The organism is Psychrobacillus sp. FSL H8-0484, from assembly GCF_038005325.1.
Taxonomy (GTDB): Bacteria; Bacillota; Bacilli; order Bacillales_A; family Planococcaceae; genus Psychrobacillus.
On the sequence record NZ_JBBOSZ010000001.1, the window covers coordinates 22106 to 47261 of the forward strand.

Annotated in this window: 23 protein-coding genes, 1 tRNA gene, 3 rRNA genes, 1 other RNA gene and 1 other annotated feature (1 of these 29 only partly in view); of the genes, 25 read left to right on the forward strand and 3 right to left on the reverse strand. The window is 39.3% G+C overall.

Going from position 1 to position 25156, the window contains the following annotated elements; all coding sequences use genetic code 11:
- Positions 1–101 (forward strand) — a binding site (T-box leader); it begins 115 nt to the left of the window's first position.
- A gap of 55 nt (positions 102–156) precedes the next feature.
- Positions 157–1431 carry a serine--tRNA ligase gene (gene serS / locus MHH81_RS00080; RefSeq protein ID WP_340916543.1) on the forward strand — a complete coding sequence of 425 codons (1275 nt, stop codon included), beginning with the start codon at positions 157–159 and terminating at the stop codon, positions 1429–1431.
- Between the two features lie 84 nt (positions 1432–1515).
- Here the strand turns inward: serS and tadA are convergent, their stop codons facing one another.
- Positions 1516–1986, reverse strand: coding sequence for a tRNA adenosine(34) deaminase TadA (tadA, locus tag MHH81_RS00085; RefSeq protein ID WP_340916546.1), 471 nt, complete (start codon positions 1984–1986; stop codon positions 1516–1518).
- A 77-nt stretch (positions 1987–2063) separates the two neighbouring features.
- Between tadA and MHH81_RS00090 the strand changes: the two genes are divergently transcribed.
- The 3 genes from MHH81_RS00090 (at position 2064) to MHH81_RS00100 (ending at position 4608) form a co-directional block, all read left to right on the forward strand.
- Positions 2064–3200: a glycosyl hydrolase family 18 protein gene (locus tag MHH81_RS00090; protein ID WP_340916548.1), complete on the forward strand. Its 1137-nt coding sequence runs from the start codon at positions 2064–2066 to the stop codon at positions 3198–3200.
- A gap of 105 nt (positions 3201–3305) precedes the next feature.
- Positions 3306–3938 (forward strand): deoxynucleoside kinase, encoded by a 633-nt coding sequence (locus MHH81_RS00095; protein WP_340916551.1) that lies wholly within the window; start codon positions 3306–3308, stop codon positions 3936–3938.
- 1 nt (position 3939) lies between these two features.
- Complete coding sequence (locus MHH81_RS00100; protein ID WP_340916555.1) at positions 3940–4608, forward strand: deoxynucleoside kinase; 669 nt, start codon at positions 3940–3942, stop codon at positions 4606–4608.
- Between the two features lie 171 nt (positions 4609–4779).
- Here MHH81_RS00100 and MHH81_RS00105 read toward each other — a convergent pair.
- Positions 4780–4872, reverse strand: a tRNA-Ser gene (locus MHH81_RS00105).
- 164 nt (positions 4873–5036) lie between these two features.
- On the opposite strand from MHH81_RS00105, the gene ffs reads away from it, so the two are divergent.
- The 19 genes from ffs (at position 5037) to rsmI (ending at position 21432) form a co-directional block, all read left to right on the forward strand.
- An RNA gene (ffs, locus tag MHH81_RS00110) (signal recognition particle sRNA large type) lies at positions 5037–5304 on the forward strand.
- 154 nt (positions 5305–5458) lie between these two features.
- Complete coding sequence (gene dnaX / locus MHH81_RS00115; protein ID WP_340916558.1) at positions 5459–7207, forward strand: DNA polymerase III subunit gamma/tau; 1749 nt, start codon at positions 5459–5461, stop codon at positions 7205–7207.
- Between the two features lie 14 nt (positions 7208–7221).
- Positions 7222–7542 carry a YbaB/EbfC family nucleoid-associated protein gene (locus MHH81_RS00120; protein ID WP_340916560.1) on the forward strand — a complete coding sequence of 107 codons (321 nt, stop codon included), beginning with the start codon at positions 7222–7224 and terminating at the stop codon, positions 7540–7542.
- Positions 7543–7553: 11 nt separating this feature from the next.
- Complete coding sequence (gene recR / locus MHH81_RS00125) at positions 7554–8150, forward strand: recombination mediator RecR (protein ID WP_340916562.1); 597 nt, start codon at positions 7554–7556, stop codon at positions 8148–8150.
- 17 nt (positions 8151–8167) lie between these two features.
- Positions 8168–8380, forward strand: coding sequence for a YaaL family protein (locus tag MHH81_RS00130; protein ID WP_340925060.1), 213 nt, complete (start codon positions 8168–8170; stop codon positions 8378–8380).
- Between the two features lie 60 nt (positions 8381–8440).
- The gene (locus MHH81_RS00135) at positions 8441–8698 is read left to right on the forward strand and encodes a pro-sigmaK processing inhibitor BofA family protein (protein ID WP_340916564.1); all 258 of its coding nucleotides are present in this window, start codon (positions 8441–8443) and stop codon (positions 8696–8698) included.
- Between the two features lie 225 nt (positions 8699–8923).
- A 16S ribosomal RNA gene (locus tag MHH81_RS00140) occupies positions 8924–10477 on the forward strand.
- Positions 10478–10712: 235 nt separating this feature from the next.
- Positions 10713–13641: ribosomal RNA gene (locus tag MHH81_RS00145) — 23S ribosomal RNA — on the forward strand.
- 56 nt (positions 13642–13697) lie between these two features.
- A 5S ribosomal RNA gene (gene rrf / locus MHH81_RS00150) occupies positions 13698–13813 on the forward strand.
- Together the 16S, 23S and 5S rRNA genes form the textbook arrangement of a ribosomal RNA operon.
- 510 nt (positions 13814–14323) lie before the next feature.
- Entirely contained in the window at positions 14324–15745 is a 1422-nt protein-coding gene (locus MHH81_RS00155; protein ID WP_340916568.1) for an aminotransferase class I/II-fold pyridoxal phosphate-dependent enzyme, read from the forward strand.
- 2 nt (positions 15746–15747) lie between these two features.
- The gene (tmk, locus tag MHH81_RS00160; protein WP_340916570.1) at positions 15748–16389 is read left to right on the forward strand and encodes a dTMP kinase; all 642 of its coding nucleotides are present in this window, start codon (positions 15748–15750) and stop codon (positions 16387–16389) included.
- A 47-nt stretch (positions 16390–16436) separates the two neighbouring features.
- Positions 16437–16766 (forward strand): cyclic-di-AMP receptor, encoded by a 330-nt coding sequence (locus MHH81_RS00165; protein ID WP_142643831.1) that lies wholly within the window; start codon positions 16437–16439, stop codon positions 16764–16766.
- A 24-nt stretch (positions 16767–16790) separates the two neighbouring features.
- Positions 16791–17231: a YaaR family protein gene (locus tag MHH81_RS00170; RefSeq protein ID WP_340916572.1), complete on the forward strand. Its 441-nt coding sequence runs from the start codon at positions 16791–16793 to the stop codon at positions 17229–17231.
- Between the two features lie 57 nt (positions 17232–17288).
- Positions 17289–18296: a DNA polymerase III subunit delta' gene (holB, locus tag MHH81_RS00175; protein ID WP_340916574.1), complete on the forward strand. Its 1008-nt coding sequence runs from the start codon at positions 17289–17291 to the stop codon at positions 18294–18296.
- The gene (locus MHH81_RS00180; protein WP_340916576.1) at positions 18289–19119 is read left to right on the forward strand and encodes a PSP1 domain-containing protein; all 831 of its coding nucleotides are present in this window, start codon (positions 18289–18291) and stop codon (positions 19117–19119) included. Before holB ends, MHH81_RS00180 begins: the two co-directional genes overlap by 8 nt.
- Positions 19120–19128: 9 nt before the next feature.
- Positions 19129–19491 carry a DNA replication initiation control protein YabA gene (gene yabA / locus MHH81_RS00185; RefSeq protein ID WP_340916577.1) on the forward strand — a complete coding sequence of 121 codons (363 nt, stop codon included), beginning with the start codon at positions 19129–19131 and terminating at the stop codon, positions 19489–19491.
- A 64-nt stretch (positions 19492–19555) separates the two neighbouring features.
- Positions 19556–20302, forward strand: a complete 747-nt coding sequence (locus tag MHH81_RS00190; protein ID WP_340916580.1) for a tRNA1(Val) (adenine(37)-N6)-methyltransferase — start codon at positions 19556–19558, stop codon at positions 20300–20302.
- On the forward strand, positions 20289–20546 hold the full coding sequence (locus tag MHH81_RS00195) for a GIY-YIG nuclease family protein (RefSeq protein ID WP_340916583.1): 258 nt from the start codon (positions 20289–20291) through the stop codon (positions 20544–20546). Before MHH81_RS00190 ends, MHH81_RS00195 begins: the two co-directional genes overlap by 14 nt.
- Positions 20547–20553: 7 nt before the next feature.
- Positions 20554–21432: a 16S rRNA (cytidine(1402)-2'-O)-methyltransferase gene (gene rsmI / locus MHH81_RS00200; protein ID WP_340916589.1), complete on the forward strand. Its 879-nt coding sequence runs from the start codon at positions 20554–20556 to the stop codon at positions 21430–21432.
- Positions 21433–21476: 44 nt separating this feature from the next.
- On the opposite strand, the gene MHH81_RS00205 is transcribed toward rsmI, so the two are convergent.
- Positions 21477–21752, reverse strand: a complete 276-nt coding sequence (locus MHH81_RS00205) for an AbrB/MazE/SpoVT family DNA-binding domain-containing protein (RefSeq protein WP_340916592.1) — start codon at positions 21750–21752, stop codon at positions 21477–21479.
- Positions 21753–22094: 342 nt separating this feature from the next.
- Between MHH81_RS00205 and metG the strand changes: the two genes are divergently transcribed.
- On the forward strand, positions 22095–24047 hold the full coding sequence (gene metG, locus MHH81_RS00210; protein WP_340916594.1) for a methionine--tRNA ligase: 1953 nt from the start codon (positions 22095–22097) through the stop codon (positions 24045–24047).
- A gap of 281 nt (positions 24048–24328) precedes the next feature.
- A complete protein-coding gene (locus tag MHH81_RS00215) occupies positions 24329–25099 on the forward strand; it encodes a TatD family hydrolase (protein ID WP_340916597.1) in 771 nt (256 codons plus the stop codon).
- Positions 25100–25156 lie beyond the last annotated feature (57 nt).

Below are 25156 nucleotides of genomic sequence, written 5' to 3' on the forward strand. Positions count from 1 at the left end.
TAGTAGGTCGTGGCCGGTTGAAAAGCCGTTATTTAACAAGTGGATTTGACATATTGTCAAGTCAATCAGGGTGGCAACGCGGGTATGCTCTCGTCCCTTTTCATGGGACGGGGGCTTTTTTGTCGTTTTTTAGTTATTTTAAAGGAGGAATTACACATGTTAGATGTAAAATTTGTACGAGATCATTACGAAGAAGTAAAAGCAAAACTTGCCAAGCGTGGTGAAGACATTTCAGAATTTGATCAATTCCAACCTTTGGATCAGAAGCGTAGAGAATTAATTGCAAAAACAGAAGTTTTAAAAGCAGAGAGAAATGAGTTTTCTCAAAAAATTTCTGAGATGAAACGCAATAAGGAAAATGCGGATGATCTAATTGCTCGTATGCGTGAAGTAGGCGATGAAATTAAAGGATTGGACGATGAGTTACGTGAAGTGGAAGAAAAATTTGGACATATGATGATGCGTATTCCAAATATCCCTCATGATAGTGTTCCTATTGGTGATTCTGAAGACGATAATGTGGAAATTCGTACTTGGGGAAAAGTTCCCTCATTCGATTTTGAAACGAAAGCACATTGGGATATTGCGACGGATTTAAAAATAGTAGATTTTGAACGCGCTGCAAAAGTTACAGGAAGTCGTTTCGCTTTTTATCTTGGTTTAGGAGCAAGACTCGAGCGTGCTTTAATAAATTTCATGATGGATCTACATTCTGAAGAGCATGGATATGAAGAAATGCTACCTCCTTATTTAGCAAACCGTACTAGCTTGACTGGTACTGGTCAGCTTCCGAAATTTGAAGAGGATGCATTTTTAGTAAACGAAGAGGATTATTTCTTAATTCCAACAGCAGAAGTTCCAGTAACGAATTTTTACCGTGATGAAATTTTAGATGGAGCAGCGTTACCACAAGCATTTACTGCTTTTAGTGCTTGTTTCCGTTCAGAAGCAGGATCTGCAGGTCGTGATACACGTGGGCTTATTCGCCAGCACCAATTTAACAAAGTAGAGCTAGTTCGTTTTGTAAAACCTGAAGATTCATATGAACAGTTAGAGCTTTTAACTGGTCATGCTGAAAAAGTGCTACAACTATTAGGACTACCATATCGTGTGCTTCGTATGTGTACAGCAGATTTAGGATTTACTGCAGCGAAAAAATATGATTTAGAAGTTTGGTTACCTAGCTACGGGGAGTACAAAGAAATTTCTTCTTGTAGTAACTTTGAAGATTTCCAAGCTCGTCGTGCGGGTATCCGATTTAGAAGAGAACCAGGTGCAAAACCAGAATATGTACACACATTAAATGGAAGTGGACTTGCGCTTGGACGTACAGTTGCTGCTATTTTAGAGAACTATCAACAAGCTGATGGAACAGTAGTTGTCCCAGAAGTTTTAGTTCCATATATGGGTGGAAAAACAGTTATAAAATAATAATATTAGGGAAAGAACGTCATATCCAATCCAAAGGCAATACTTGAGTGAACAATATTTTATGACACATACCAGAAACGCTACTTATTGGCGTTTCTGGTTCTTTTTTTGTGCACGAAGATCTCTAAAAAAATGTGTAAGCAAACTTCCGCATGTTTCGGATAAAACTCCTTCTGTTACTTCGCATATATGATTAAATCTACTGTCATTTAGTAAATGATATAACGAATCTACACAACCAGCTTTTGCGTCTCTTGCACCGTACACAACGCGAGGAATTCGAGATTGTAAAATAGCTCCCGCACACATTGGACAAGGCTCCAGTGTTACATAGAGAGTCGTTTCTTCTAATCGCCAGCTTCCAATTTTCGCACATGCTTCTTGAATGGCTAGTAGTTCGGCATGTGTTGTCGCATTTTGAGTCGTTTCTCTTAGATTAAAGGCCTTTGCTATAACCTCATCTTTATAAACAATGATAGCACCGATTGGGACTTCTCCAATAGCTGCGGCTTTTTTTGCTTCTTCTATTGCTAAATTCATGTAATACTCATCCAATTGGAGTCAACCCCTTTTGCCTAGTGTAGCATGTTTTATTTGCATGTTGCATATTCTATTTTTGAAGGAGTGATTAATTGATTTATGTAGTTAAACAAGGAGATAGTTTATATGGTATAGCCAAACAGTTTGGGACTAATGCCGCTACTCTTGCTTCAATAAATGGTATACCAGATTCAGATGTATTAGTTTTGGGGCAGGCACTTGTATTGCCCTCTACACCAAGCCCTGATCGACCGTTAATTGAATCAAATCTGTATGTAGAATGGTATACAGAAATCCCTTCGGAAAATGTGATTAAACAAGTAGAAACAAATGCAGCACAATTAACCTACATGATGCCTTTTGCTTATGAAGTGAAAAGAGACGGTACGCTAACTACAATGAGTTGGGGTAAATTGCCAGAAGTAGCAAAAGCAAATAAAGTTGAAACCGTCATAGTACTAGCGAACATAGAAAACGGAGCATTTAGCGATACGCTAGCGCACACTATTTTTACAAATCAGGAAGTGAAACAAAAAGTATTTGAGCAAGCAGTAGCAGAAGCAAAAAAGCGAGGAACCACACATATTCATACCGATTTTGAATATATAGACAGTGCCGATCGAGAAAATTATGTGAACTTCTTAAAGGAATTAAAAGCATATGCAAAAGGTTTTACCATTTCGGCTAGTCTTGCACCAAAGACAAGTGCTGAGCAAAATGGAAAGTGGTATGGTGGCCATGATTACAAAGCGATTGGTGAGGTAGTGGATTTTGTTGTCATTATGACATATGAATGGGGTTATAGTGGAGGTCCACCTATGGCGGTATCTCCAATTGGTCCAGTTCGAAAAGTATTAGAATATGCTGTAACCGAAATTGAGCCTAGTAAAGTCATGATGGGCCAAAATTTATATGGCTATGATTGGACACTCCCATATAAACCGGGAAACCCCTTTGCTAAAGCAGTAAGCCCACAGCAAGCCATTCAGTTAGCGAAAGATCGTAATGCAGCTATAGAGTATGATCCAGTTGCGCAAGCACCTTTTTTCCACTATTGGAAAGATGGGAAAGAGCATGAGGTATGGTTTGAGGATGCGCGGTCGATTCAAGCGAAATTTAATCTATTAAAAGAATTAAAGCTACAAGGCATATCTTATTGGCATAGTGGTTTTGATTTCCCTCAAAATTGGTATTTACTCAACGAGATGTTTCGTGTAAAGAAAAAATAGGGTGTTTTTGTCTTTCCCTGGAAAGACAAAAACGCTCTATTTTTCGTTTTCTCCCTATGATAAAATAGAGGTTATGACATGAAATATTAGAGTGAGGTTAAAGCTATGTCAATTCCATTTATAACGGTAGAAGGCCCTATTGGGGTTGGTAAGACCTCCTTAGCAAAAGCGATTGCTGACACATATCAATTTGAATTGCTTAAAGAGATTGTGGATGAAAATCCTTTTTTAGATAAGTTTTATGAAGACATCGCAGAGTGGAGTTTCCAAACAGAAATGTTCTTTCTATGCAATCGATATAAACAACTAAGTGATATTGATAAAAAGTATTTATTGAAAGAAAAAGCAGTTGTGGCAGATTACCATATTTTTAAAAATCTAATTTTCGCTAAACGAACGTTAAGTAAAATAGAATATGAAAAGTATGAAGCAATCTATCAAATATTAACGAGAGATATGCCAGTTCCAAACATAGTTATCTTTTTAGATGCAAGTTTAGATGTGCTTGTTAGTCGTATTGATATGCGAGGAAGAGAATTTGAGAAAAAGATTAGTCCAGATTATTTGGAGCAGCTTTCAACAGATTATCGTATGTTTATGGATGATTTTGAAGAAAAGCATCCAGAAGTAACAGTTCTTCGATTTAATGGTGATGAAATAGATTTTGTGCAAAATGGACAAGATTTAAATAAAATAGTAGAAAAAGTAGATGCAACATTGCATAGAAGGAGTTTTTAAAATGAATTTAAGGGAGAAATATGGCATTCCATCTAATGCAGTTATTACAATTGCAGGAACTGTAGGAGTAGGGAAATCTACGATGACAAAAGCTCTAGCGGATGCACTTAATTTTAAAACTTCTTTTGAAAAAGTAGATTCCAATCCATATTTAGATCGTTTTTATGAGGATTTTTCAAAATGGAGCTTTCATTTACAAATTTACTTTTTAGCAGAGCGCTTTAAAGAGCAAAAAAGAATGTTTGAGTATGGCGGAGGATTTATTCAAGATCGTTCCATTTATGAAGACACTGGAATATTTGCTCAAATGCATAAAGAAAAAGGAACGATGGATCCAATAGACCACGAAACGTATACTAGCTTGTTTGATGCAATGGTTATGACACCATACTTCCCTCACCCAAATTTATTAATTTATATTGAAGGTTCATTAGAAGATATAATTGAACGTATTCAGGATAGAGGTCGCCCAATGGAGCAGCAAACCCCTATCTCTTATTGGGAGGAAATGCATGGTAGATATGAAAAATGGATTGATGGATTTAATGGGTGCCCAGTACTTCGTTTAAATATTAATGATTATGACATCGTGCAAAATCCAGAAGATGCAGAAGCAATTCTTGAGAGAATTGGTCACTTTATGGAGCAAACTGTAACGTTACGTAAATAAGCAAACCAAACCCCTTCCGCAAATAACTTGTAGGAGGGTTTTTTTGGAACAAAAAAAGAAGTTAACTATAAAAGTTAACTTCTTAATATTCTGAACACGTTGTTTAAAGAAAAATTCGTTACAAATGCAACGAATTCAATCTCAAATCTATGCGTGTGTTTAGTTAAAATATGGAGGAGGAAGAGGGATTCGAACCCCCGCGCGGTATGACCCGCCTGTCGGTTTTCAAGACCGATCCCTTCAGCCAGACTTGGGTATTCCTCCGAAGTACATGAATTAATTTATCACGGATAAATTCCAAAGTCAATATATTTATAAAAGAAATTTCAAATAAAACGAATCTATTTGGCGCATAAAATATAGTAGGGAAAAATATAGTTTGTCGTTTTCATTGATTTTTATTCCTAAAAAACGTATACTAGTTTATGCCGTGCTAGGTGGGAAGGTAGCGGTGTCTTGTAACTCGCAATCCGCTCTAGCGAGACTGAACTCCTTCTCTGAGGTTGAATACATGTAGGGTCTGGTACTTGCACGTGATGTTGACGTTTGGGTCCTGCGCAATGGGTGCCCATGAACCATGTCAGGTCCGGAAGGAAGCAGCATTAAGTGGTGCTTTCTCATGTGCCGCGGGGTAGCCTAAGCCGAGTTAACGACAAGGGTGCCGCTTATGTGTTTCAAGCGAAGGAAGGTGCACGGCATTAATTTATACAACATACAACTCATTTGCCTATATGGCAAATGAGTTTTTTTGTATGTATTAAATTCGTCTTGTATTAATAGGCGAAGTCGAAGTCTCTTTATGATATAATAAAATTAGTATTTACATAAAAATGAGAAGGAGGGGAATTTGTTGTCGTATCAAGCTTTTTACCGCGCTTATCGACCTCAGTCGTTTGCGGAAATGTCCGGTCAAACACATATCAAGCAAACCCTTCAAAATGCCCTCCTTTACAATAAAACCACACATGCGTATTTATTTTCAGGGCCACGAGGAACAGGGAAAACAAGTGCGGCAAAAATATTTGCCAAAGCCCTAAACTGTGAAAATGGACCAGCAAAAGAACCATGTAATACTTGTGAAACATGTAAGAGTATTACGGAGGGTTCCAATACAGATGTGATTGAGTTTGATGCAGCTTCTAACTCTCGAGTAGAAGAAATGAGAGATATTATTGAAAAAGTTCGATTTGCGCCTTCAAATGCTCGTTACAAAGTGTATATTATAGATGAAGTGCATATGCTTTCTACAAGTGCTTTTAATGCATTGTTAAAAACATTAGAAGAACCACCAGCGCATGCGGTATTTATCCTAGCAACAACCGAACCACATAAGATTCCATTAACAATAATATCTAGATGTCAGCGATTTGATTTTAAACGAATTACATCTACGGATATTGTCTCTCGAATGAAAGAAGTCTTAACGGATGCAGCAATTGAATATGATGTAAACGTACTGAAAATTATTGCGCAGGCTGCTGCAGGCGGTATGCGGGATGCACTTAGTATGCTCGATCAAGTAGTGTCGTTTAGTGGGGAAAAAATGACCATACAAGACGCTTTACTAGTAACTGGATCTATCGGCCAAGAGGTATTCTTTCAGCTAGCAGATGCGTTAATTGAGAAAGATGTAGCAAGGGCACTTGGTTATGTTGAACAGTTAGTGGAAGACGGAAAAGATCCTGTTCGATTAACGGAGGATTTTATTACGTTTTACAGAGACTTACTCATATTACTTGTAGCTCCCAAACAAACGGAATTACTTGAAATAGCAACGGGAGATGCTTTATTCCTGGAGCTGGCTTCTAAATTCCTAGTAGATACCTTGTATAAAAGCATCTCGATATTGACAAACACTCAGCAGGAAATGCGTTTTTCAAATCATGCGAAAGTATATTTGGAAACAGCAATCATACGTCTAGCCCAAGTACCAAAAGAAGCGATGGTAAATAGCGAGAGTAATGCTGAGCTAGAAATGAAAGTAAAATCACTTGAAAGCCAGTTACAACAATTGCAGCAACAAATAAGTCAAGGAATAATTCCACAAGCAATCGGTGGAGAGCAGGAGCAGCCAAAGAGACAAAGGCAGAAGTCTTCTGGTGGCGTGAAAGTGTCAAGTGGTCGAATTCAAGAAATATTAAAAACAGCTACAAAGACAGATATTCAAACCATTAAATCTCAGTGGGCTAATATCCTGCAACAGCTCCAAATATCACACGCTGCACTGTTAAACGATGCAGAACCAGTAGCAGCATCTTCCAGTGCATTTGTGTTAAAATTTAAATATGATATACATTGTCAAATGGCTATTGAGAATAAAACATTTTCTTCTTCATTTCCTCAACTAATCGCTAACTTAACAGGAACCATGTACGAGGTTGTGTATGTACCAGAGGAAAGTTGGTTGAAGATTAGAGAAGAGTTTATTAAACAAAATGGTCTAAAACAAGGTGGCGCAGGGGATACAGAAGATACCTCTTCTAAGCCGACTGAAGCAATAGAGTTTTTACAAGGGATGGAAGAGATATCGGAAGACCCTTTAATCGTAGAAGCTGAAAAGTTATTTGGAAAAGAATTTGTAGAAGTACATGACGACTAAGGAGGAAATTAATTATGCGTGGAATGGGAAATATGCAAGGTATGATGAAACAAATGCAAAAAATGCAAAAACAAATGGCTGAGGCTCAAGAAGAATTAGGTACTCAACGCTTTGAAGCAGTTGCTGGCGGTGGAATGGTGAAGGTTGTTGTCTCTGGACATAAAGAAGTGTTAGAGGTAGAACTAGACCCAACTGTGGTAGATCCAGAGGATATTGAAATGCTTCAAGACCTAATTGTAATTGCAACAAATGAAGCTATGAAAAAGGCTGAAGAAACGGCGAACTCCACGATGGGTCAATTCACGAAGGGATTGAACCTCCCTGGCATGTTCTAGGAGGAAAAATTATGCATTATCCTGAACCGATATCCAAACTAATAGATAGTTTTATGAAATTGCCAGGGATTGGGCCGAAAACAGCGGCCCGTCTGGCATTTTTTGTATTAACAATGAAAGAAGACACTGTTTTAGATTTTGCTAAAGCACTAGTCGATGCGAAAAGAAATTTAAGCTACTGCACGGTGTGTGGGCATATTACAGATATAGACCCTTGTCACATATGCCAAGATCAACAACGTGATTTATCCATGATTTGTGTGGTTCAAGACACCAAAGATGTTATAGCTATGGAGAAAATGAGAGATTATAACGGTTTATATCATGTTCTCCATGGAGCAATTTCCCCCATGGATGGTGTTGGTCCAGAAGATATAAATGTACCATCTTTATTAAAAAGGTTACAAGATACCCAAGTGGAAGAGCTTATATTGGCCACAAACCCTACAATAGAAGGAGAAGCCACTGCAATGTATATTTCTCGTCTTTTAAAACCATCGGGTATTAAGACAACGAGAATTGCTCATGGTTTACCAGTAGGTGGAGATTTAGAGTACGCAGATGAAGTAACTTTGTCTAAAGCTTTAGAAGGCCGTCGAGAGTTGTAAGGGGGATGTAGTTGTCCGTGTTTTTTCAAAAAGGGAAATTAAAGAAAGAGTTCGACCAGCAGTTTGTTACTCTCATTAAAGAAACAAAGGAAGATTGGCAACAAGCGCAATTAATAGAAGATTATTTGAATGATTATGATCTGGATGCTGTTGCAAAAAGAAAAATGACAGAAAGCATTCATTTTTACTTATATAAAGAAGCAAAGATTCGTAATGTCATATTAAAATAGAATAATAATAGTACTAGCTTCATACAGTAAGAGATACTGATTTTATGGAGGGAGTTATTCATGAAGTTAATTATCATTGTGTGTTCACTAGTACTACTATTACTTCTTATGTTTAGGAAATCTTTTTCAGTGATATTAGAAGGGCTTTCTATATTTCTATTTCGTTTAGGTTTTTCTATTTTTTTATTGTTCGGTGTGCATTTGCTTTTAGGTTTAGTAGGATATACAATCCCTGTTAATTTATTTACGGGAGCAGTAGTGGCGGTGTTGGGAGTACCTGGAGTAGCCTCTGTGGTAGTTATTTCTATATTAATATAAAAAACTTTTTAAAAAGTGTTGACTTATGAAAGATAAGAGAGTAATATTGTAGAAGTCGCCAAGAGGTAAACGATTTGGTAGACAACATGAACATTGAAAACTGAACATGCAAAACGTTAAGACATATAGCTTGAAAGACTAACTTCGGTTAGTTCGATAGCAAAACAATTTTTGACATCATTTAATGATGATGCCAGCAAAACAAATGAGCTTTTTAAGTTCTCTATTATGGAGAGTTTGATCCTGGCTCAGGACGAACGCTGGCGGCATGCCTAATACATGCAAGTCGAGCGAATGACGAAGAAGCTTGCTTCTTCTGATTTAGCGGCGGACGGGTGAGTAACACGTGGGCAACCTGCCCTGTAGATTGGGATAACTCCGGGAAACCGGGGCTAATACCAAATAATCCATTTCCTCACATGTGGAAATGTTAAAAGACGGTTTCGGCTGTCACTACAGGATGGGCCCGCGGCGCATTAGCTAGTTGGTAGGGTAACGGCCTACCAAGGCGACGATGCGTAGCCGACCTGAGAGGGTGATCGGCCACACTGGGACTGAGACACGGCCCAGACTCCTACGGGAGGCAGCAGTAGGGAATCTTCCACAATGGACGAAAGTCTGATGGAGCAATGCCGCGTGAGTGAAGAAGGTTTTCGGATCGTAAAACTCTGTTGTAAGGGAAGAACAAGTACGAGAGTAACTGCTCGTACCTTGACGGTACCTTATTAGAAAGCCACGGCTAACTACGTGCCAGCAGCCGCGGTAATACGTAGGTGGCAAGCGTTGTCCGGAATTATTGGGCGTAAAGCGCGCGCAGGCGGTCCTTTAAGTCTGATGTGAAATCCCACGGCTCAACCGTGGAAGGTCATTGGAAACTGGGGGACTTGAGTACAGAAGAGGAAAGCGGAATTCCAAGTGTAGCGGTGAAATGCGTAGAGATTTGGAGGAACACCAGTGGCGAAGGCGGCTTTCTGGTCTGTAACTGACGCTGAGGCGCGAAAGCGTGGGGAGCAAACAGGATTAGATACCCTGGTAGTCCACGCCGTAAACGATGAGTGCTAAGTGTTAGGGGGTTTCCGCCCCTTAGTGCTGCAGCTAACGCATTAAGCACTCCGCCTGGGGAGTACGGTCGCAAGACTGAAACTCAAAGGAATTGACGGGGGCCCGCACAAGCGGTGGAGCATGTGGTTTAATTCGAAGCAACGCGAAGAACCTTACCAGGTCTTGACATCCCGCTGACCGTTCTAGAGATAGATCTTTCCCTTCGGGGACAGCGGTGACAGGTGGTGCATGGTTGTCGTCAGCTCGTGTCGTGAGATGTTGGGTTAAGTCCCGCAACGAGCGCAACCCTTGATCTTAGTTGCCAGCATTTAGTTGGGCACTCTAAGGTGACTGCCGGTGATAAACCGGAGGAAGGTGGGGATGACGTCAAATCATCATGCCCCTTATGACCTGGGCTACACACGTGCTACAATGGACGGTACAGAGGGTCGCAACCCCGCGAGGGTGAGCTAATCCCATAAAACCGTTCTCAGTTCGGATTGTAGGCTGCAACTCGCCTACATGAAGCCGGAATCGCTAGTAATCGTGGATCAGCATGCCACGGTGAATACGTTCCCGGGCCTTGTACACACCGCCCGTCACACCACGAGAGTTTGTAACACCCGAAGTCGGTGGGGTAACCCTTACGGGAGCCAGCCGCCGAAGGTGGGACAGATGATTGGGGTGAAGTCGTAACAAGGTAGCCGTATCGGAAGGTGCGGCTGGATCACCTCCTTTCTAAGGATATATTACGGAATACAGATCTTTATCTGTATCTTAACGTTTTGCAGTTCAGTTTTGAATGTTCATTTTTATGAGCATTTGAAAACTTGTTCTTTGAAAACTGGATAAAACGACATTGAAAGAAATAAATTCAAGAAATTCAATTTGTAATCACTTCGGTGATTATATGTTGTGTAGTACTTTTAACTACTAATTTTGAATGGACTCCAAGTAATTGGAAGCCATATTAGGTTAAGTTAATAAGGGCGCACGGTGAATGCCTTGGCACTAGGAGCCGAAGAAGGACGGCACTAACACCGATATGCTTCGGGGAGCTGTAAGTGAGCTTTGATCCGGAGATTTCCGAATGGGGAAACCCACTGTTCGTAATGGAGCAGTACATTTACGTGAATACATAGCGTATCTGTGGCACACCCAGGGAACTGAAACATCTAAGTACCTGGAGGAAGAGAAAGAAAAATCGATTCCCTGAGTAGCGGCGAGCGAAACGGGAATAGCCCAAACCAAGAGGCTTGCCTCTTGGGGTTGTAGGACACTCTACATAGAGTTACAAAGGAATGAGCTAGACGAAGCGATCTGGAAAGGTCCGCAGGATAGGGTAAAAGCCCCGTAGTCAAAAGTTCATTCTCTCTTGAGTGTATCCTGAGTACGGCGGAACACGTGAAATTCCGTCGGAATCTGGGAGGACCATCTCCCAAGGCTAAATACTACCTAGTGACCGATAGTGAACCAGTACCGTGAGGGAAAGGTGAAAAGCACCCCGGAAGGGGAGTGAAATAGATCCTGAAACCGTGTGCCTACAAGTAGTTAGAGCCCGTTAATGGGTGATAGCGTGCCTTTTGTAGAATGAACCGGCGAGTTACGATTACATGCAAGGTTAAGTTGAGAAGACGGAGCCGCAGCGAAAGCGAGTCTGAATAGGGCGAATGAGTATGTGGTCGTAGACCCGAAACCAGGTGATCTACCCATGTCCAGGATGAAGGTAAGGTAACACTTACTGGAGGTCCGAACCCACGCACGTTGAAAAGTGCGGGGATGAGGTGTGGGTAGCGGAGAAATTCCAATCGAACCTGGAGATAGCTGGTTCTCTCCGAAATAGCTTTAGGGCTAGCCTCAAACGTTAAGAATCTTGGAGGTAGAGCACTGTTTGGACTAGGGGCCCATCCCGGGTTACCGAATTCAGACAAACTCCGAATGCCAATGATTTATGTTTGGGAGTCAGACTGCGAGTGATAAGATCCGTAGTCAAGAGGGAAACAGCCCAGACCACCAGCTAAGGTCCCAAAGTATTTGTTAAGTGGAAAAGGATGTGGCGTTGCTTAGACAACCAGGATGTTGGCTTAGAAGCAGCCATCATTTAAAGAGTGCGTAATAGCTCACTGGTCGAGTGACGCTGCGCCGAAAATGTATCGGGGCTAAACAAATCACCGAAGCTGTGGATTGATACCTTTGGTATCAGTGGTAGGAGAGCGTTCTAAGGGCGTTGAAGTCAGACCGGAAGGACTGGTGGAGCGCTTAGAAGTGAGAATGCCGGTATGAGTAGCGAAAGACGGGTGAGAATCCCGTCCACCGTATGACTAAGGTTTCCTGAGGAAGGCTCGTCCGCTCAGGGTTAGTCGGGACCTAAGTCGAGGCCGATAGGCGTAGACGATGGACAACAGGTTGATATTCCTGTACCACCAAACCACCGTTTGAGTAATGGGGGGACGCAGAAGGATAGGGTAAGCGTGCTGTTGGTTATGCACGTCCAAGCAGTAAGGTGTGAATGTAGGAAAATCCGCATTCTATAACATTGAGCTGTGATGGCGAGGACTTAGTCCGAAGTTCCTGATTTCACACTGCCAAGAAAAGCCTCTAGCGAGGTGATAGGTGCCCGTACCGCAAACCGACACAGGTAGTCGAGGAGAGAATCCTAAGGTGAGCGAGAGAACTCTCGTTAAGGAACTCGGCAAAATGACCCCGTAACTTCGGGAGAAGGGGTGCTCTTTTGGGTGAATAGCCTAGAAGAGCCGCAGTGAATAGGCCCAGGCGACTGTTTAGCAAAAACACAGGTCTCTGCAAAACCGTAAGGTGAAGTATAGGGGCTGACGCCTGCCCGGTGCTGGAAGGTTAAGAGGAGTGCTTAGCGCAAGCGAAGGTGCGAATTGAAGCCCCAGTAAACGGCGGCCGTAACTATAACGGTCCTAAGGTAGCGAAATTCCTTGTCGGGTAAGTTCCGACCCGCACGAAAGGCGTAACGATCTGGGCACTGTCTCAACGAGAGACTCGGTGAAATTATAGTACCTGTGAAGATGCAGGTTACCCGCGACAGGACGGAAAGACCCCGTGGAGCTTTACTATAGCTTGATATTGAATTTTGGTGCAACTTGTACAGGATAGGCAGGAGCCTTAGAGCCCGGAGCGCCAGCTTCGGAGGAGGCGTCGGTGGGATACTGCCCTGGTTGTATTGAAATTCTAACCCATACCCGTAACCCGGGTAGGAGACAGTGTCAGGCGGGTAGTTTGACTGGGGCGGTCGCCTCCTAAAGTGTAACGGAGGCGCCCAAAGGTTCCCTCAGAATGGTTGGAAATCATTCGAAGAGTGTAAAGGCAGAAGGGAGCTTGACTGCGAGACCTACAAGTCGAGCAGGGTCGAAAGACGGGCTTAGTGATCCGGTGGTTCCGCATGGAAGGGCCATCGCTCAACGGATAAAAGCTACCCCGGGGATAACAGGCTTATCTCCCCCAAGAGTCCACATCGACGGGGAGGTTTGGCACCTCGATGTCGGCTCATCGCATCCTGGGGCTGTAGTCGGTCCCAAGGGTTGGGCTGTTCGCCCATTAAAGCGGTACGCGAGCTGGGTTCAGAACGTCGTGAGACAGTTCGGTCCCTATCCGTCGTGGGCGTAGGAAATTTGAGAGGAGCTGTCCTTAGTACGAGAGGACCGGGATGGACACACCGCTGGTGTACCAGTTGTTCTGCCAAGAGCATCGCTGGGTAGCTATGTGTGGACGGGATAAGTGCTGAAAGCATCTAAGCACGAAGCCCCCCTCAAGATGAGATTTCCCATTACGCAAGTAAGTAAGATCCCTCAAAGACGATGAGGTAGATAGGTTCGGGGTGGAAGCGTGGCGACACGTGCAGCTGACGAATACTAATCGATCGAGGACTTAACCAAAATAGAATTTGAAGAATTCAATGTCTTTTATCCAGTTTTGAGTGAACAACTCAAGGTCTAGTGATGATGGCGAAGAGGTCACACCCGTTCCCATACCGAACACGGAAGTTAAGCTCTTCAGCGCCGATGGTAGTTGGGGGTTTCCCCCTGCAAGAGTAGGACGTCGCTGGGCACTAAGAAGTCGTTACCAAGAAATTGGTAGCGGCTTTTTTTGTATTCGAAAAAGAAGACCGAAGGCAACATATACTTTATTTATAGAGAAGTGTGCGAGAAAGTGGAAGGCAAAGAGTTCGAGGAAGCAAAGAAGAGAGGCTCGGAGCATATAGCCTACGTGAGAACCGAAAGACTGCGGCTGACGAAGAAATCTGCCGCCCATCTGCTTTCGCAGCCCGAACACGGAAGTTAAACTCTTGCGCCGATGGTAGTTGGGGGTTTCCCCCTGCAAGAGTAGGACGTCGCTGGGCACCAAGAAGTCATTACCGAGTAATCTGTAGCGGTAACTCTGAAATTAATTTTGATCAACCATTTATTTCAAGAAATATTCTCTCTCTCAAATTGTTGATTGCACCTCACTGCTCTCCTATTTATTTCCTCAAAAACTTCCTATTCCATATGAAAGATAAAGGTCTGTTCATGTATAATGAAAGAAGGAAATCTGAACGATATAGTGAGGGAATACAATATGCAGGAAAAACGACCGTTAGTCGAGGCGTTGGAGAAATTTCATAACCTAAGAAGTATCTCTTTTCATGTGCCTGGTCATAAAAATGGGCTATTATCTAATTTGCCAAATGTAATGAAAGAGACAATGCAGTATGACTTTACGGAGTTAAATGGATTAGATGATTATCATCACCCTATAGAAGCCATTAAAGAGGCTGAGGATCTACTTTCTATTACATATGGTACACAGAAGAGCTTCTTTTTAGTAAATGGAACGACTGTTGGTAATTTAGCAATGATTTATGCCACTTGCCAGTTTGGTGAGCAGATTATTGTGCAGAGGAATGCTCACAAGTCTATTTTCCATGCAATTGAATTAGTTGGGGCAGAACCAATCTTTGTAACGCCCGAGTGGGATGAGCGTACGAAAACAGCCTCATATGTATCATATGAGGTAATGCAAAAGGCAATAGAACAATTTCCAGCGGCTAAGGCTGTTGTATTAACATATCCGAGTTATTATGGTGTTACTTCTTTTCAGCTAAAAAGTATAATAGATTTGTGCCATACAAAGGATATTCCAGTACTTGTTGATGAGGCACATGGTGCACATTTTCAAGCGAATAGGGCCTTTCCGAAGTCTGCACTTATGTACGGTGCAGACTTAGTTGTGCAGTCAGCCCATAAAACATTACCTGCATTAACGATGGGATCTTTCTTACACATCAGTTCTACTTTGATAGATGCAAATAGAGTTAATAAATATTTAAGAATGCTTCAATCTAGTAGCCCTTCCTATCTTTTATTAGCTTCTTTAGACGATGCTAGAAGCTATGTAGAAAGATACAATGAGATGGATTTTAAACAATTTATGTATAGAAGAAATTTATTTGTAGAGGCTTTGAATACAATTACGCAATTAGAAGTGGTACAAGTGGATGATCCACTGAAGCTATTAATACGGGTGGAAAATTATTCAGGATTTCAAATCCAAAGAGCGTTAGAAGCACAAAATATATATGTGGAGTTAGCTGATACTTACCAAGTACTTTTCATATTACCTTTATTAAAAGTTGAGCAAGAGTATGCTTTTGCAGAAATTAGGAAGCGTATAAAACATGCAGTTGATGAGTTGCGTAAAGAAGTACCAATTAGTCCGAGAAAAGGTAGTTCAGTAAGACAGAAATCAATATCAACATTACATATGAGTGTAAGTTTATTAAGTGAAAAACAAGGAGAATGGATTCCATATGTCCGTTCAATGGGAAGAATTGCAAAAGCGATGATTATTCCCTACCCACCAGGGATTCCACTTGTCCTAGCAGGGGAAAAGATTACTGTTTCAATGCTGACAGAACTAGAAGAGTGGATAGAAAAAGGTGCTTTATTTCAAGGAGAACATCGACTTGAGGAAAAGTTAATATATGTAGTGGAGGATTAATTGTGCAGAAAAAAGGGTATTTTATTTCAAGTGAAGGTCCTGAAGGTGCAGGGAAAACTACAGTAATGCAATTACTTGGGAAGAAATTAAATGAAGAAGGCTATGATGTTGTTATGACAAGAGAGCCTGGTGGAATTATGATTTCTGAAAAAATTCGAAACATAATTTTAGATAATGAGCATACAATGATGGATAGTCGTACGGAAGCTTTACTATATGCAGCAGCAAGAAGACAGCATTTAGTTGAGAAAGTACAACCTGCTTTAGAAGCTGGTAAGATTGTCATTTGCGATCGTTTTATAGATAGTTCGCTTGCCTATCAAGGTTTTGCAAGAGGTATTGGTGTAGAAGAGATTTTAACTATTAACAAATTTGCGATTGGTAAAACAATGCCAGACAAGACCATTCTATTTGATATCGAACCGAGTGTTGGGCTTGAGAGAATTAATGCCCATAATGATCGCGAAAAAAATAGATTAGATGTGGAGAGCCTCTCTTTTCATGAAAAAGTAAGAGAAGGCTATTTGTCCCTTGTTGATCAATATCCAAATCGTATCCAAGTAATTGATGCTTCACGTTCAGTAGAAGCGGTATTAGAAGAAGTATATTTGGTAATAAAAAAGGAATTAGAAGTTATTAGATAATTCGTGTTATAATGGAAAGAAGAAAAAAATAACAGGGGTGAGTCTCGATGAAATTGATAGTAGCGGTAGTGCAGGATCAGGATAGTAACAGATTATCTAATGCGTTAACGAAAGCGAAGTTTAGAGCAACAAAACTTGCAAGTACAGGTGGTTTTTTACGATCTGGAAATACTACCTTTTTAATCGGTACCGATGACTCGTTAGTATCTTCTGCACTAGAGTTAATAAGAGATAATTGTAGAGCAAGAGAGCAAATGGTTGCACCTGTATCTCCAATGGGAGGAAATGCAGATTCATACATTCCATACCCAGTAGAGGTCGAAGTAGGAGGAGCCACAGTATTTGTTCTACCGATTGAACAATTCCATCATTTTTAATAATGAAGGAAGGGATAGAAAACGTTGAAAATAAATCAAGATTTACGAGTAGGAATAGATAATTTACGAAAAGATGCTATTCAGAATAGCCCTGTATCAACAAAATTTGGACAAATGGTTTCTAAGCAGGAACAAAGAATGCAGACAGAAACAATGACTAAACTGTTAGGAGATATTTCAACTGCAGGAGATCGTCTTGCTCGTTCTAGAAACTTACGTGATATGGCAAAATTTAAAATGCTCATTCGAAAGTTTTTACATGAAGCTGTGGACTTTGGAATGGGGTTAAAACAATCACACACCTGGAATCGTTTTGGTGAAGGTAGAAAACTAAAAATTGTTGAGACAATTGATGAAAAACTAGTTGAATTAGCAGAAGAAATTCTCAGCCAAGAGAAAAGCTCTATTGAGTTATTAGATAAAATTGGTGAAATAAAAGGACTACTTATAAATTTATACACGTAAATTTCCCGTGTTTTCGCTCAATGCGAGACACGGGTTTTTTGAAACGAGGTGTGATACATGGAAAACTGGTCGATTGAAGAAGTAGAAAGATTACAGCCAGTAGCGATTAAACAAATACAATCCATTGTTTTGAAAAGTCGTATTGGACATGCTTATATAATAGAAGGAGCCAAAGGGACAGGAAAAACAAAGGTAATGCAATTTTTTGTTCAACTTATTTTATGCGAAAATCCGACAAAAAATGTTCCATGTGAAACATGTCGAAGTTGTAAAAGATTGAAATCAAATAATCATCTAAATCTTATGCAGCTGGAACCAGATGGTCAATTTATAAAAAGAGGACAAATAGACGAGTTAATACATGAGATGAGTAAAACTTCCATAGAACAAGGAAGGAAAATATATGTCATCCATCATGCAGATCAACTAAATGCTAGTGCGGCCAATACTTTACTTAAGTTTTTAGAGGAGCCTCAAGGGGAAGTAACCGCAATACTTTTAACAGATAGAATGCATGCTTTAATCCCAACAATTCGTTCAAGATGTCAGCATTTAAATTTGTCTGCTATGCCACAATCTGTGTTGAAACAGAAATTAGTGGATGAAGGAATAACAGAATCCATGGCTTCTACCGTTTGTCGCATGACGAATCAAGTCGAAGAAGCAATTTTTTTAGCGAAGGACGAGCAATTTGGACTTGCAAGGAAATCAGTGTTAAAATTGGTTGAAGCAAGTGGTAAAAGTGTCCAAGATGCATTGATGTGTATTCATGAAGATTTTGCTCCACTGTTGAAAGAGAAAGAACAAGCAGAACAAGCATTAGATTTACTACTATTCGCTTATCGTGATATAGTAGCTATAAAAGCAAGTCCAATCGCAGTTTGTACTTATCCGGATATGTCGCATTATTGGAATCAGGTGGCTTTACATACTACGTATGAGCAATTATCGAAGCAATTAGAAATGATTTTACATGCTAAGCAAAACTTGCATAAAAATATGAACCGGACACTGATGATGGAACAGTTAATGCTAAACCTGCAGGAGGGATCTACTTTTGTATAACGTTGTAGGAGTTCGCTTTAAAAAAGCGGGTAAAATATATTATTTTGATCCAGTGGATTTTTCCTTAGATAAAGATGACTATGTCATCGTTGAAACTGCTAGAGGGGTCGAGTACGGAAAAGTTGTTGTACCGATTAAGCAGGTAGGGGAGCACGATGTAGTACTTCCTTTGAAACAAGTAGTAAGACCTTCTACTGATAAAGACCGTATTCAAGTAGAAGAAAATCGACTAGAATCTGCCCAGGCGCTAGCTCTAGGTACTGAAAAGATTTTAGAAAGAGAACTAGAGATGAAGCTAGTAGATGTTGAATATACATTCGACAGAAACAAAATTATCTTTTATTTTACCGCGGAAGGTCGTGTAGATTTTCGTGATTTAGTAAAAGATTTAGCTTCTGTATTTAGAACGCGAATTGAGCTTAGACAAATTGGAGTCCGTGATGAAGCAAAAATGCTAGGAGGCATTGGTCCTTGTGGTCGTATGTTATGCTGTTCTACATTTTTAGGTGATTTTGAACCAGTATCTATTAAAATGGCAAAAGATCAAAATTTATCATTAAATCCTTCCAAAATTTCAGGATTATGCGGTCGCCTTATGTGCTGTTTAAAGTATGAAAATGATGAGTATGAAACAGCAAGAGAACAAATGCCGGATATTGGTGAAAAAATTGAGACACCAGATGGTCTAGGAAGAGTCGTTAGTATGAATATTTTGGAGCGAGTTTTGCGCATAGAGCTAAGTGATCCACAACGTGTATTAGATTACACATTAGAAGAAATTATTAACCATGCTGAAAATCCAGTACAATGGTCGGGGCAATGAGGTGAATGTGTGATGGACCGTAATTTTTTTGATACAATTATAGAATTTGAAAAACAATTAGAGTCCACGCAGCTGCAATTTCGCGCTTTAAAAGAATTTGTAGCGATAATGGTAGAGGAACGTCAGGCGCTGCAACAAGAAAACAATCATTTAAGACAAAGACTCGATGAAATGCATGAAAAAGAAGCATTGCACGAAAAAATGCGAGAAGCACAAGTACAATTAACCAAAACTGATATTGGAGAAGGCTATGATAATTTAGCACGACTATATCAAGAAGGTTATCATGTATGCCATGTCCACTTCGGAAGTTCTCGCAAAGAAGAAGATTGTCTATTTTGCTTGTCATTTCTAAATAAACAAAACGTCTAATCAATTGACTGATGCCACTCCATAAGTGGGTGTCAGTCTTTTGTTTTGCTTGGAGGAATTAATTATGGAACAATGGTTAAAGGATGATGAGAGACTCGATTATTTGTTGGCAGAAGATTTACGAATCATTCAGAGTCCTTCTGTTTTTTCATTTTCATTGGATGCCGTTTTACTAGCAAGGTTTACATATGTACCAATAAAGAGAGGGAAAATAGTGGATTTATGCACGGGTAATGGTGCAATTCCATTATTTTTAAGTGCCAGGACAAAAGCAGAAATAATAGGAATTGAATTACAAGAAAGACTAGCAGATATGGCTACTAGAAGTGTTCAATATAACCAATTGGCTGAACAAATTACGATTAAGCAGGATGACGTAAAAGGAATTGCAACACAAATCGGCTCTGAAAAGTATGATGTCGTGACATGTAATCCACCTTATTTTCCTGCTCATGAAGCGAGTGAAAAAAACTTAAAAGAACATTTAGCTATCGCAAGACATGAGATCCATCTTACGTTAGAGGAAGCGGTACGTTCTGCTAGTGAGTTATTGAAGCAAGGTGGAAAAGCTGCATTTGTACATCGTCCCGGGAGATTACTTGATATTGTAACTGCAATGAGAGCTAATCGCATAGAGCCAAAACGAATACGATTTGTCTATCCAAAGGAAGGTAAGGAAGCGAATACATTATTAATTGAAGGAATTAAAGACGGGAAGCCAGATTTGAAAATTTTACCTCCACTTTATGTTTACGGAGAAGATGGAGAATACACCGAAGAAGTAAAAGAGCTGTTATATGGAGAGAAATGAAAAAGTCCACACATTTTACGTTTTAGAATGTAATGATGGCTCGTATTATGCAGGTTACACAAATGATTTAGAAAAGAGAATTGCTGTGCATAATGATGGTAAGGGAGCCAAATATACACGCGCAAAGCGACCAGTTACCTGTATATATAGTGAAATATATGAAACCAAACAAGAAGCAATGCAAGCAGAATATGCATTTAAACAGCTAACTAGAAAACAAAAAACTCATTATATGGGAGGGTAAGTAAACAATGAAATCTCAGAAATCGACCGAGCACGAACAAAGCAGCTGTTTATATTTAGTTGCAACACCCATCGGTAATTTAGAAGATATGACGATGCGTGCCATTCGAATATTAAAAGAAGTAGATATAATTGCAGCGGAAGATACGCGAAATACGAAAAAACTATGTAATTATTTTGAGATATCGACACCACTTATGAGTTATCATGATCACAATCAACAAGTAGGTGGAGAAAAAATATTAGAGCTACTTAGACAAGGCAAACGTATCGCATTAGTGAGTGATGCAGGACTTCCTTGTATTTCAGATCCTGGAGCAGATATTGCTACAAAAGCTGTTAGTGAAGGATTTGCAGTAGTTCCGATTCCAGGAGCGAATGCAGCACTTAGTGCATTAATTGCATCAGGATTATCGACACAACCATTCTTCTTTTACGGATTTTTAAGTAGAAATAAAAAGGAGAGAAAAGCAGAAATTACAAAGCTGCAAAAAAGGCAAGAATCAATTATATTGTATGAATCTCCCCATCGTTTAAAGGACTCTCTAAAAGATATGCAATCAATTATGGAAGGCACTCGTCAAATAGTATTAGCAAGAGAGTTAACGAAAAAATTCGAAGAGTTTCTAAGAGGAACGATTGATGAAGCTGTTGAATGGGTAGAACAGTCTGAAATTCGTGGAGAATTTTGTATTGTAATAGAAGGCAGCCATGAAGAAGTGGTAGAACTCGAAGATAAACCATGGTGGGCCGATTTAAGCATTGAACAGCACGTGGATCGTATCATAGAAGATAAGCAATATCATTCGAAAGATGCAATTAAAGAAGTGGCGATTGAAAGAGGCTTATCGAAAAGAGATGTTTATCAAAATTACCATGTAAATTAATAAAAACACCCGTAAGCCGAAAGGCTACGGATGTTTTTGTTCTATTATTTAAGGCTATTTTGAATTTCTTTAATAAGTTGTTCTGCACCTTCAGGGCTTAGAATTAATTTACCGCCAACCAAGCGTAGGTTGTCATCTGATACTTCACCAGTAACAGCACATGTCATATTAGGCATATATTTTTTTAATATAATTTTATCATCATCCACGTAGATTTCTAATGCGTCTTTTTCTGCAATACCTAGTGTACGACGAAGTTCAATCGGAATAACTACGCGACCTAATTCATCAACTTTACGAACAATACCTGTAGATTTCATAATAAATTTTGCCCCTCTCAAGAGTGAGTATTTTTCGTCAAAATTCGACATAAACCTCTTTTATGTACTCTATCATACCAAGTACTACCATTTTCGTCAATAATTAAACTTTTAATATTTTCTTATTTTATAGTAAAAAAATGATATATATTGAACAGGAATGATAATATAATGATACATTATATTCGTAAAAGTAATTATTTTCCTATATTATCAAATAATTGGAAACTTACAAAATCAAATAATATTCGACAATGTTGTCTGGATGTATTGATTGAAACAAGTACTTCATTTCGATAGAATAAAGAATATAGAAGATTCAGCATTGGAGGCAATATTACATTGAAAGAACAACAGAAAACATTTTATTTAACAACGCCCATTTATTATCCAAGTGGGAAATTTCATATTGGTACTGCTTATACAACCGTAGCTTCCGATGCAATGGCACGATACAAAAGATTAAGAGGGTATGACGTTCGTTTCCTTACAGGAATGGATGAGCATGGTCAAAAAATTCAAGAAAAAGCACAAGAGGCTGGAATGGAGCCTCAAGCATATGTAAATGAAATTGCAGAGGCTGCTAAAAAAGTATGGGCTTTAATGGACATTTCCTATGATGATTTTATTCAAACAACAGAAGAACGCCATACAAAAATTGTCGAAAAGATTTTTCAAAAGTTTTTAGATAACGGAGATATATACAAAGGGGAGTATGAAGGTTGGTACTGTACACCTTGTGAATCATTTTTTACTGAAACACAATTAGTAGATGGTAATTGCCCAGACTGTGGTCGTCCAGTTCAGAAGGTAAAAGAAGAGTCGTACTTCTTTAATATGAAGAAATATGCAGATCGTTTATTAGCATACTATGAAGATAATCTAGAATTTATTGAACCCGAATCTCGAAAAAATGAAATGATTAATAATTTCATTAAGCCTGGTTTAGAAGATCTTTCTGTTTCTCGAACATCCTTTGACTGGGGAATTCGTGTACCAGGAGATCCAAAGCATGTTATTTATGTGTGGGTAGATGCTTTAACAAACTATATTACCTCACTTGGTTATATGTCAGATGACGATTCATTGTTTAAAAAGTTCTGGCCTGCGGATGTGCATGTAGTAGGAAAGGATATTGTTCGTTTTCATACAATCTACTGGCCGATTTTCTTAATGGCACTGGATTTACCACTACCTAAAAAGGTATACGCACATGGATTTATTATGATGAAAGATGGTAAAATGTCTAAATCTAAAGGGAACGTTGTATATCCAGAGATGTTAGTGGAGCGTTTTGGATTAGATGCAACACGTTATTTCTTATTGAGAGAGCTTCCATTTGGTCAAGATGGCGTATTTTCTCCAGAATCATTTGTAGAACGTACTAACTTCGATTTGGCGAATGATTTAGGAAACTTATTAAATAGAACTGTTTCGATGATTAATAAATATTTTGAAGGTAAAATTCCAGCGAAACAAATTGAACCAACTGAGTTTGATGTAGTTCTTCAGGATTTTGCAAAAGAAACAGTAGAAAAATATGAAGCAAACATGGAGAAAATGCAATTTAGCATTGTGTTAGGTGATGTATGGTCACTAGTTTCTCGTACAAATAAATATATTGATGAAACACAGCCTTGGATACTTGCAAAAGAGGAAGAGTTGAAAGGTCAATTGGCAGCTGTAATGACTAATTTAGCAGAAAGCTTGCGTCAAATTGCGACCTTAATTCAACCATTTATGACGAATAGTCCAAGACAGATTATCGAGCAGCTTGGTCTATCAGAGGAGCATTTAAACTGGAATCACTTAGGTTCATTTAATGTTATTAAAGATGGAACAGAAGTAATTAATACTGGAGTTCCAATCTTCCCGCGTCTAGATGTAGAGGTAGAAGTTGCATATATTCGTGAGCAAATGCGTGGCTCTGTACAAACACCACAGGAAGAAGTGGAAGAAGAACCAGATTCAGAAGAAATTACAGTGGATGATTTCTTTAAAGTAGATTTGCGAGTAGCAACTGTTCTAGAATGCGAACCAATTCCAAAAGCTGATAAGTTATTAAAATTACAAGTAGATATGGGATATGAAAAGCGTCAAGTGGTTTCAGGAATTGCACAGCATTATAAACCAGAAGATCTTATTGGTAAAAAAGTAATTGTTGTTGCTAATTTGAAACCAGTAAAACTTAGAGGGGAATTGTCACAAGGGATGATTCTAGCTGGTGAAAAAGATGGTTATTTAACAATCGCTACAGTAGATGAAAAACTCGAAAATGGCGCAACCGTGAAATAATAAAATCAAATACGTCTTGGCGTATTTGCGTTCAGCAGTACTTAAAAGACCGGCTGATTTAAGTTAGAAAAGACCTGTCGCTCAAGTGGCAGGTTTTTTCATATGAATAATATTTTGAAATACTATTGAAGATTGATTATATTGAAATAACTTGTTACTAGAAAAGGAAAAGATAATAAGAAAAGTGAAAGTCGTCCCTTTTTCTATGAAATTGTAATAGTATTGTTAGGAACATAAATTAACTTTAATATCAAGAGAATCTATTGCGAGGAGACAATATTATGTTTATAGACACACATGTACACTTAAATGCAGATCAATATGATGAAGACCTTCAGGAAGTAATAGAAAGAGCTCTACAAGCAAATGTAAATCAGATGGTTGTTATAGGGTTTGACCGGAAAACAATTGAAAGAGCAATGAAGCTAGCGGAAGAGTACGAATTCATATATGTCGTAATTGGATGGCATCCTGTAGATGCAATTGATTGCACGGAAGAAGACTTACAATGGATTGAAGAACTTTCAGCGCATAAAAAGGTAGTTGGAATTGGAGAAACAGGACTCGATTATTATTGGGACAAGTCACCAAAGGAAGTACAACAGGTTCTGTTTCGAAAACAAATTCGCCTAGCCCAAAAAGTGAATTTACCGATTATCATACATAATCGAGACGCAACAGAAGATGTTGTTCGTATTTTAAAAGAAGAAGAAGCACACCTCACAGGCGGAATAATGCATTGTTTTGGTGGAAGTGTAGAAACAGCGAAACAATGTATTGCAATGAACTTTCTGATTTCACTTGGAGGTCCAGTTACGTTTAAAAATGCAAAGAAACCGAAAGAGGTAGCAACAGAAATTCCTTTAGAGTATTTATTAATTGAAACAGATGCTCCTTATTTAGCCCCACATCCCCATCGTGGAAAAAGAAATGAACCTGCACTTGTGACACTTGTAGCAGAAGAAATTGCACGTTTAAAAGGGGTATCAATTGAAGAAGTGGCAGAGGCAACTACAACCAATGCAAAGAATTTTTTTCATCTGGTTGATTAGAATTTGGAAATTTTACCACACTGTTAGGGGAGTAAGGTTTTTGTGTGTTTGAATAGT

Coding starts and splice junctions, on each gene's coding strand:
- serS (WP_340916543.1), top strand. CDS start 157: ATGTTAGATGTAAAATTTGTACGAGATCATTACGAAGAAGTAAAAGCA.
- MHH81_RS00155 (WP_340916568.1), top strand. CDS start 14,324: ATGCAGGAAAAACGACCGTTAGTCGAGGCGTTGGAGAAATTTCATAAC.
- MHH81_RS00095 (WP_340916551.1), top strand. CDS start 3,306: ATGTCAATTCCATTTATAACGGTAGAAGGCCCTATTGGGGTTGGTAAG.
- rsmI (WP_340916589.1), top strand. CDS start 20,554: ATGAAATCTCAGAAATCGACCGAGCACGAACAAAGCAGCTGTTTATAT.
- MHH81_RS00100 (WP_340916555.1), top strand. CDS start 3,940: ATGAATTTAAGGGAGAAATATGGCATTCCATCTAATGCAGTTATTACA.
- MHH81_RS00135 (WP_340916564.1), top strand. CDS start 8,441: ATGAAGTTAATTATCATTGTGTGTTCACTAGTACTACTATTACTTCTT.
- MHH81_RS00205 (WP_340916592.1), bottom strand. CDS start 21,752: ATGAAATCTACAGGTATTGTTCGTAAAGTTGATGAATTAGGTCGCGTA.
- MHH81_RS00190 (WP_340916580.1), top strand. CDS start 19,556: ATGGAACAATGGTTAAAGGATGATGAGAGACTCGATTATTTGTTGGCA.
- recR (WP_340916562.1), top strand. CDS start 7,554: ATGCATTATCCTGAACCGATATCCAAACTAATAGATAGTTTTATGAAA.
- MHH81_RS00165 (WP_142643831.1), top strand. CDS start 16,437: ATGAAATTGATAGTAGCGGTAGTGCAGGATCAGGATAGTAACAGATTA.
- MHH81_RS00120 (WP_340916560.1), top strand. CDS start 7,222: ATGCGTGGAATGGGAAATATGCAAGGTATGATGAAACAAATGCAAAAA.
- MHH81_RS00195 (WP_340916583.1), top strand. CDS start 20,289: ATGGAGAGAAATGAAAAAGTCCACACATTTTACGTTTTAGAATGTAAT.
- MHH81_RS00215 (WP_340916597.1), top strand. CDS start 24,329: ATGTTTATAGACACACATGTACACTTAAATGCAGATCAATATGATGAA.
- holB (WP_340916574.1), top strand. CDS start 17,289: ATGGAAAACTGGTCGATTGAAGAAGTAGAAAGATTACAGCCAGTAGCG.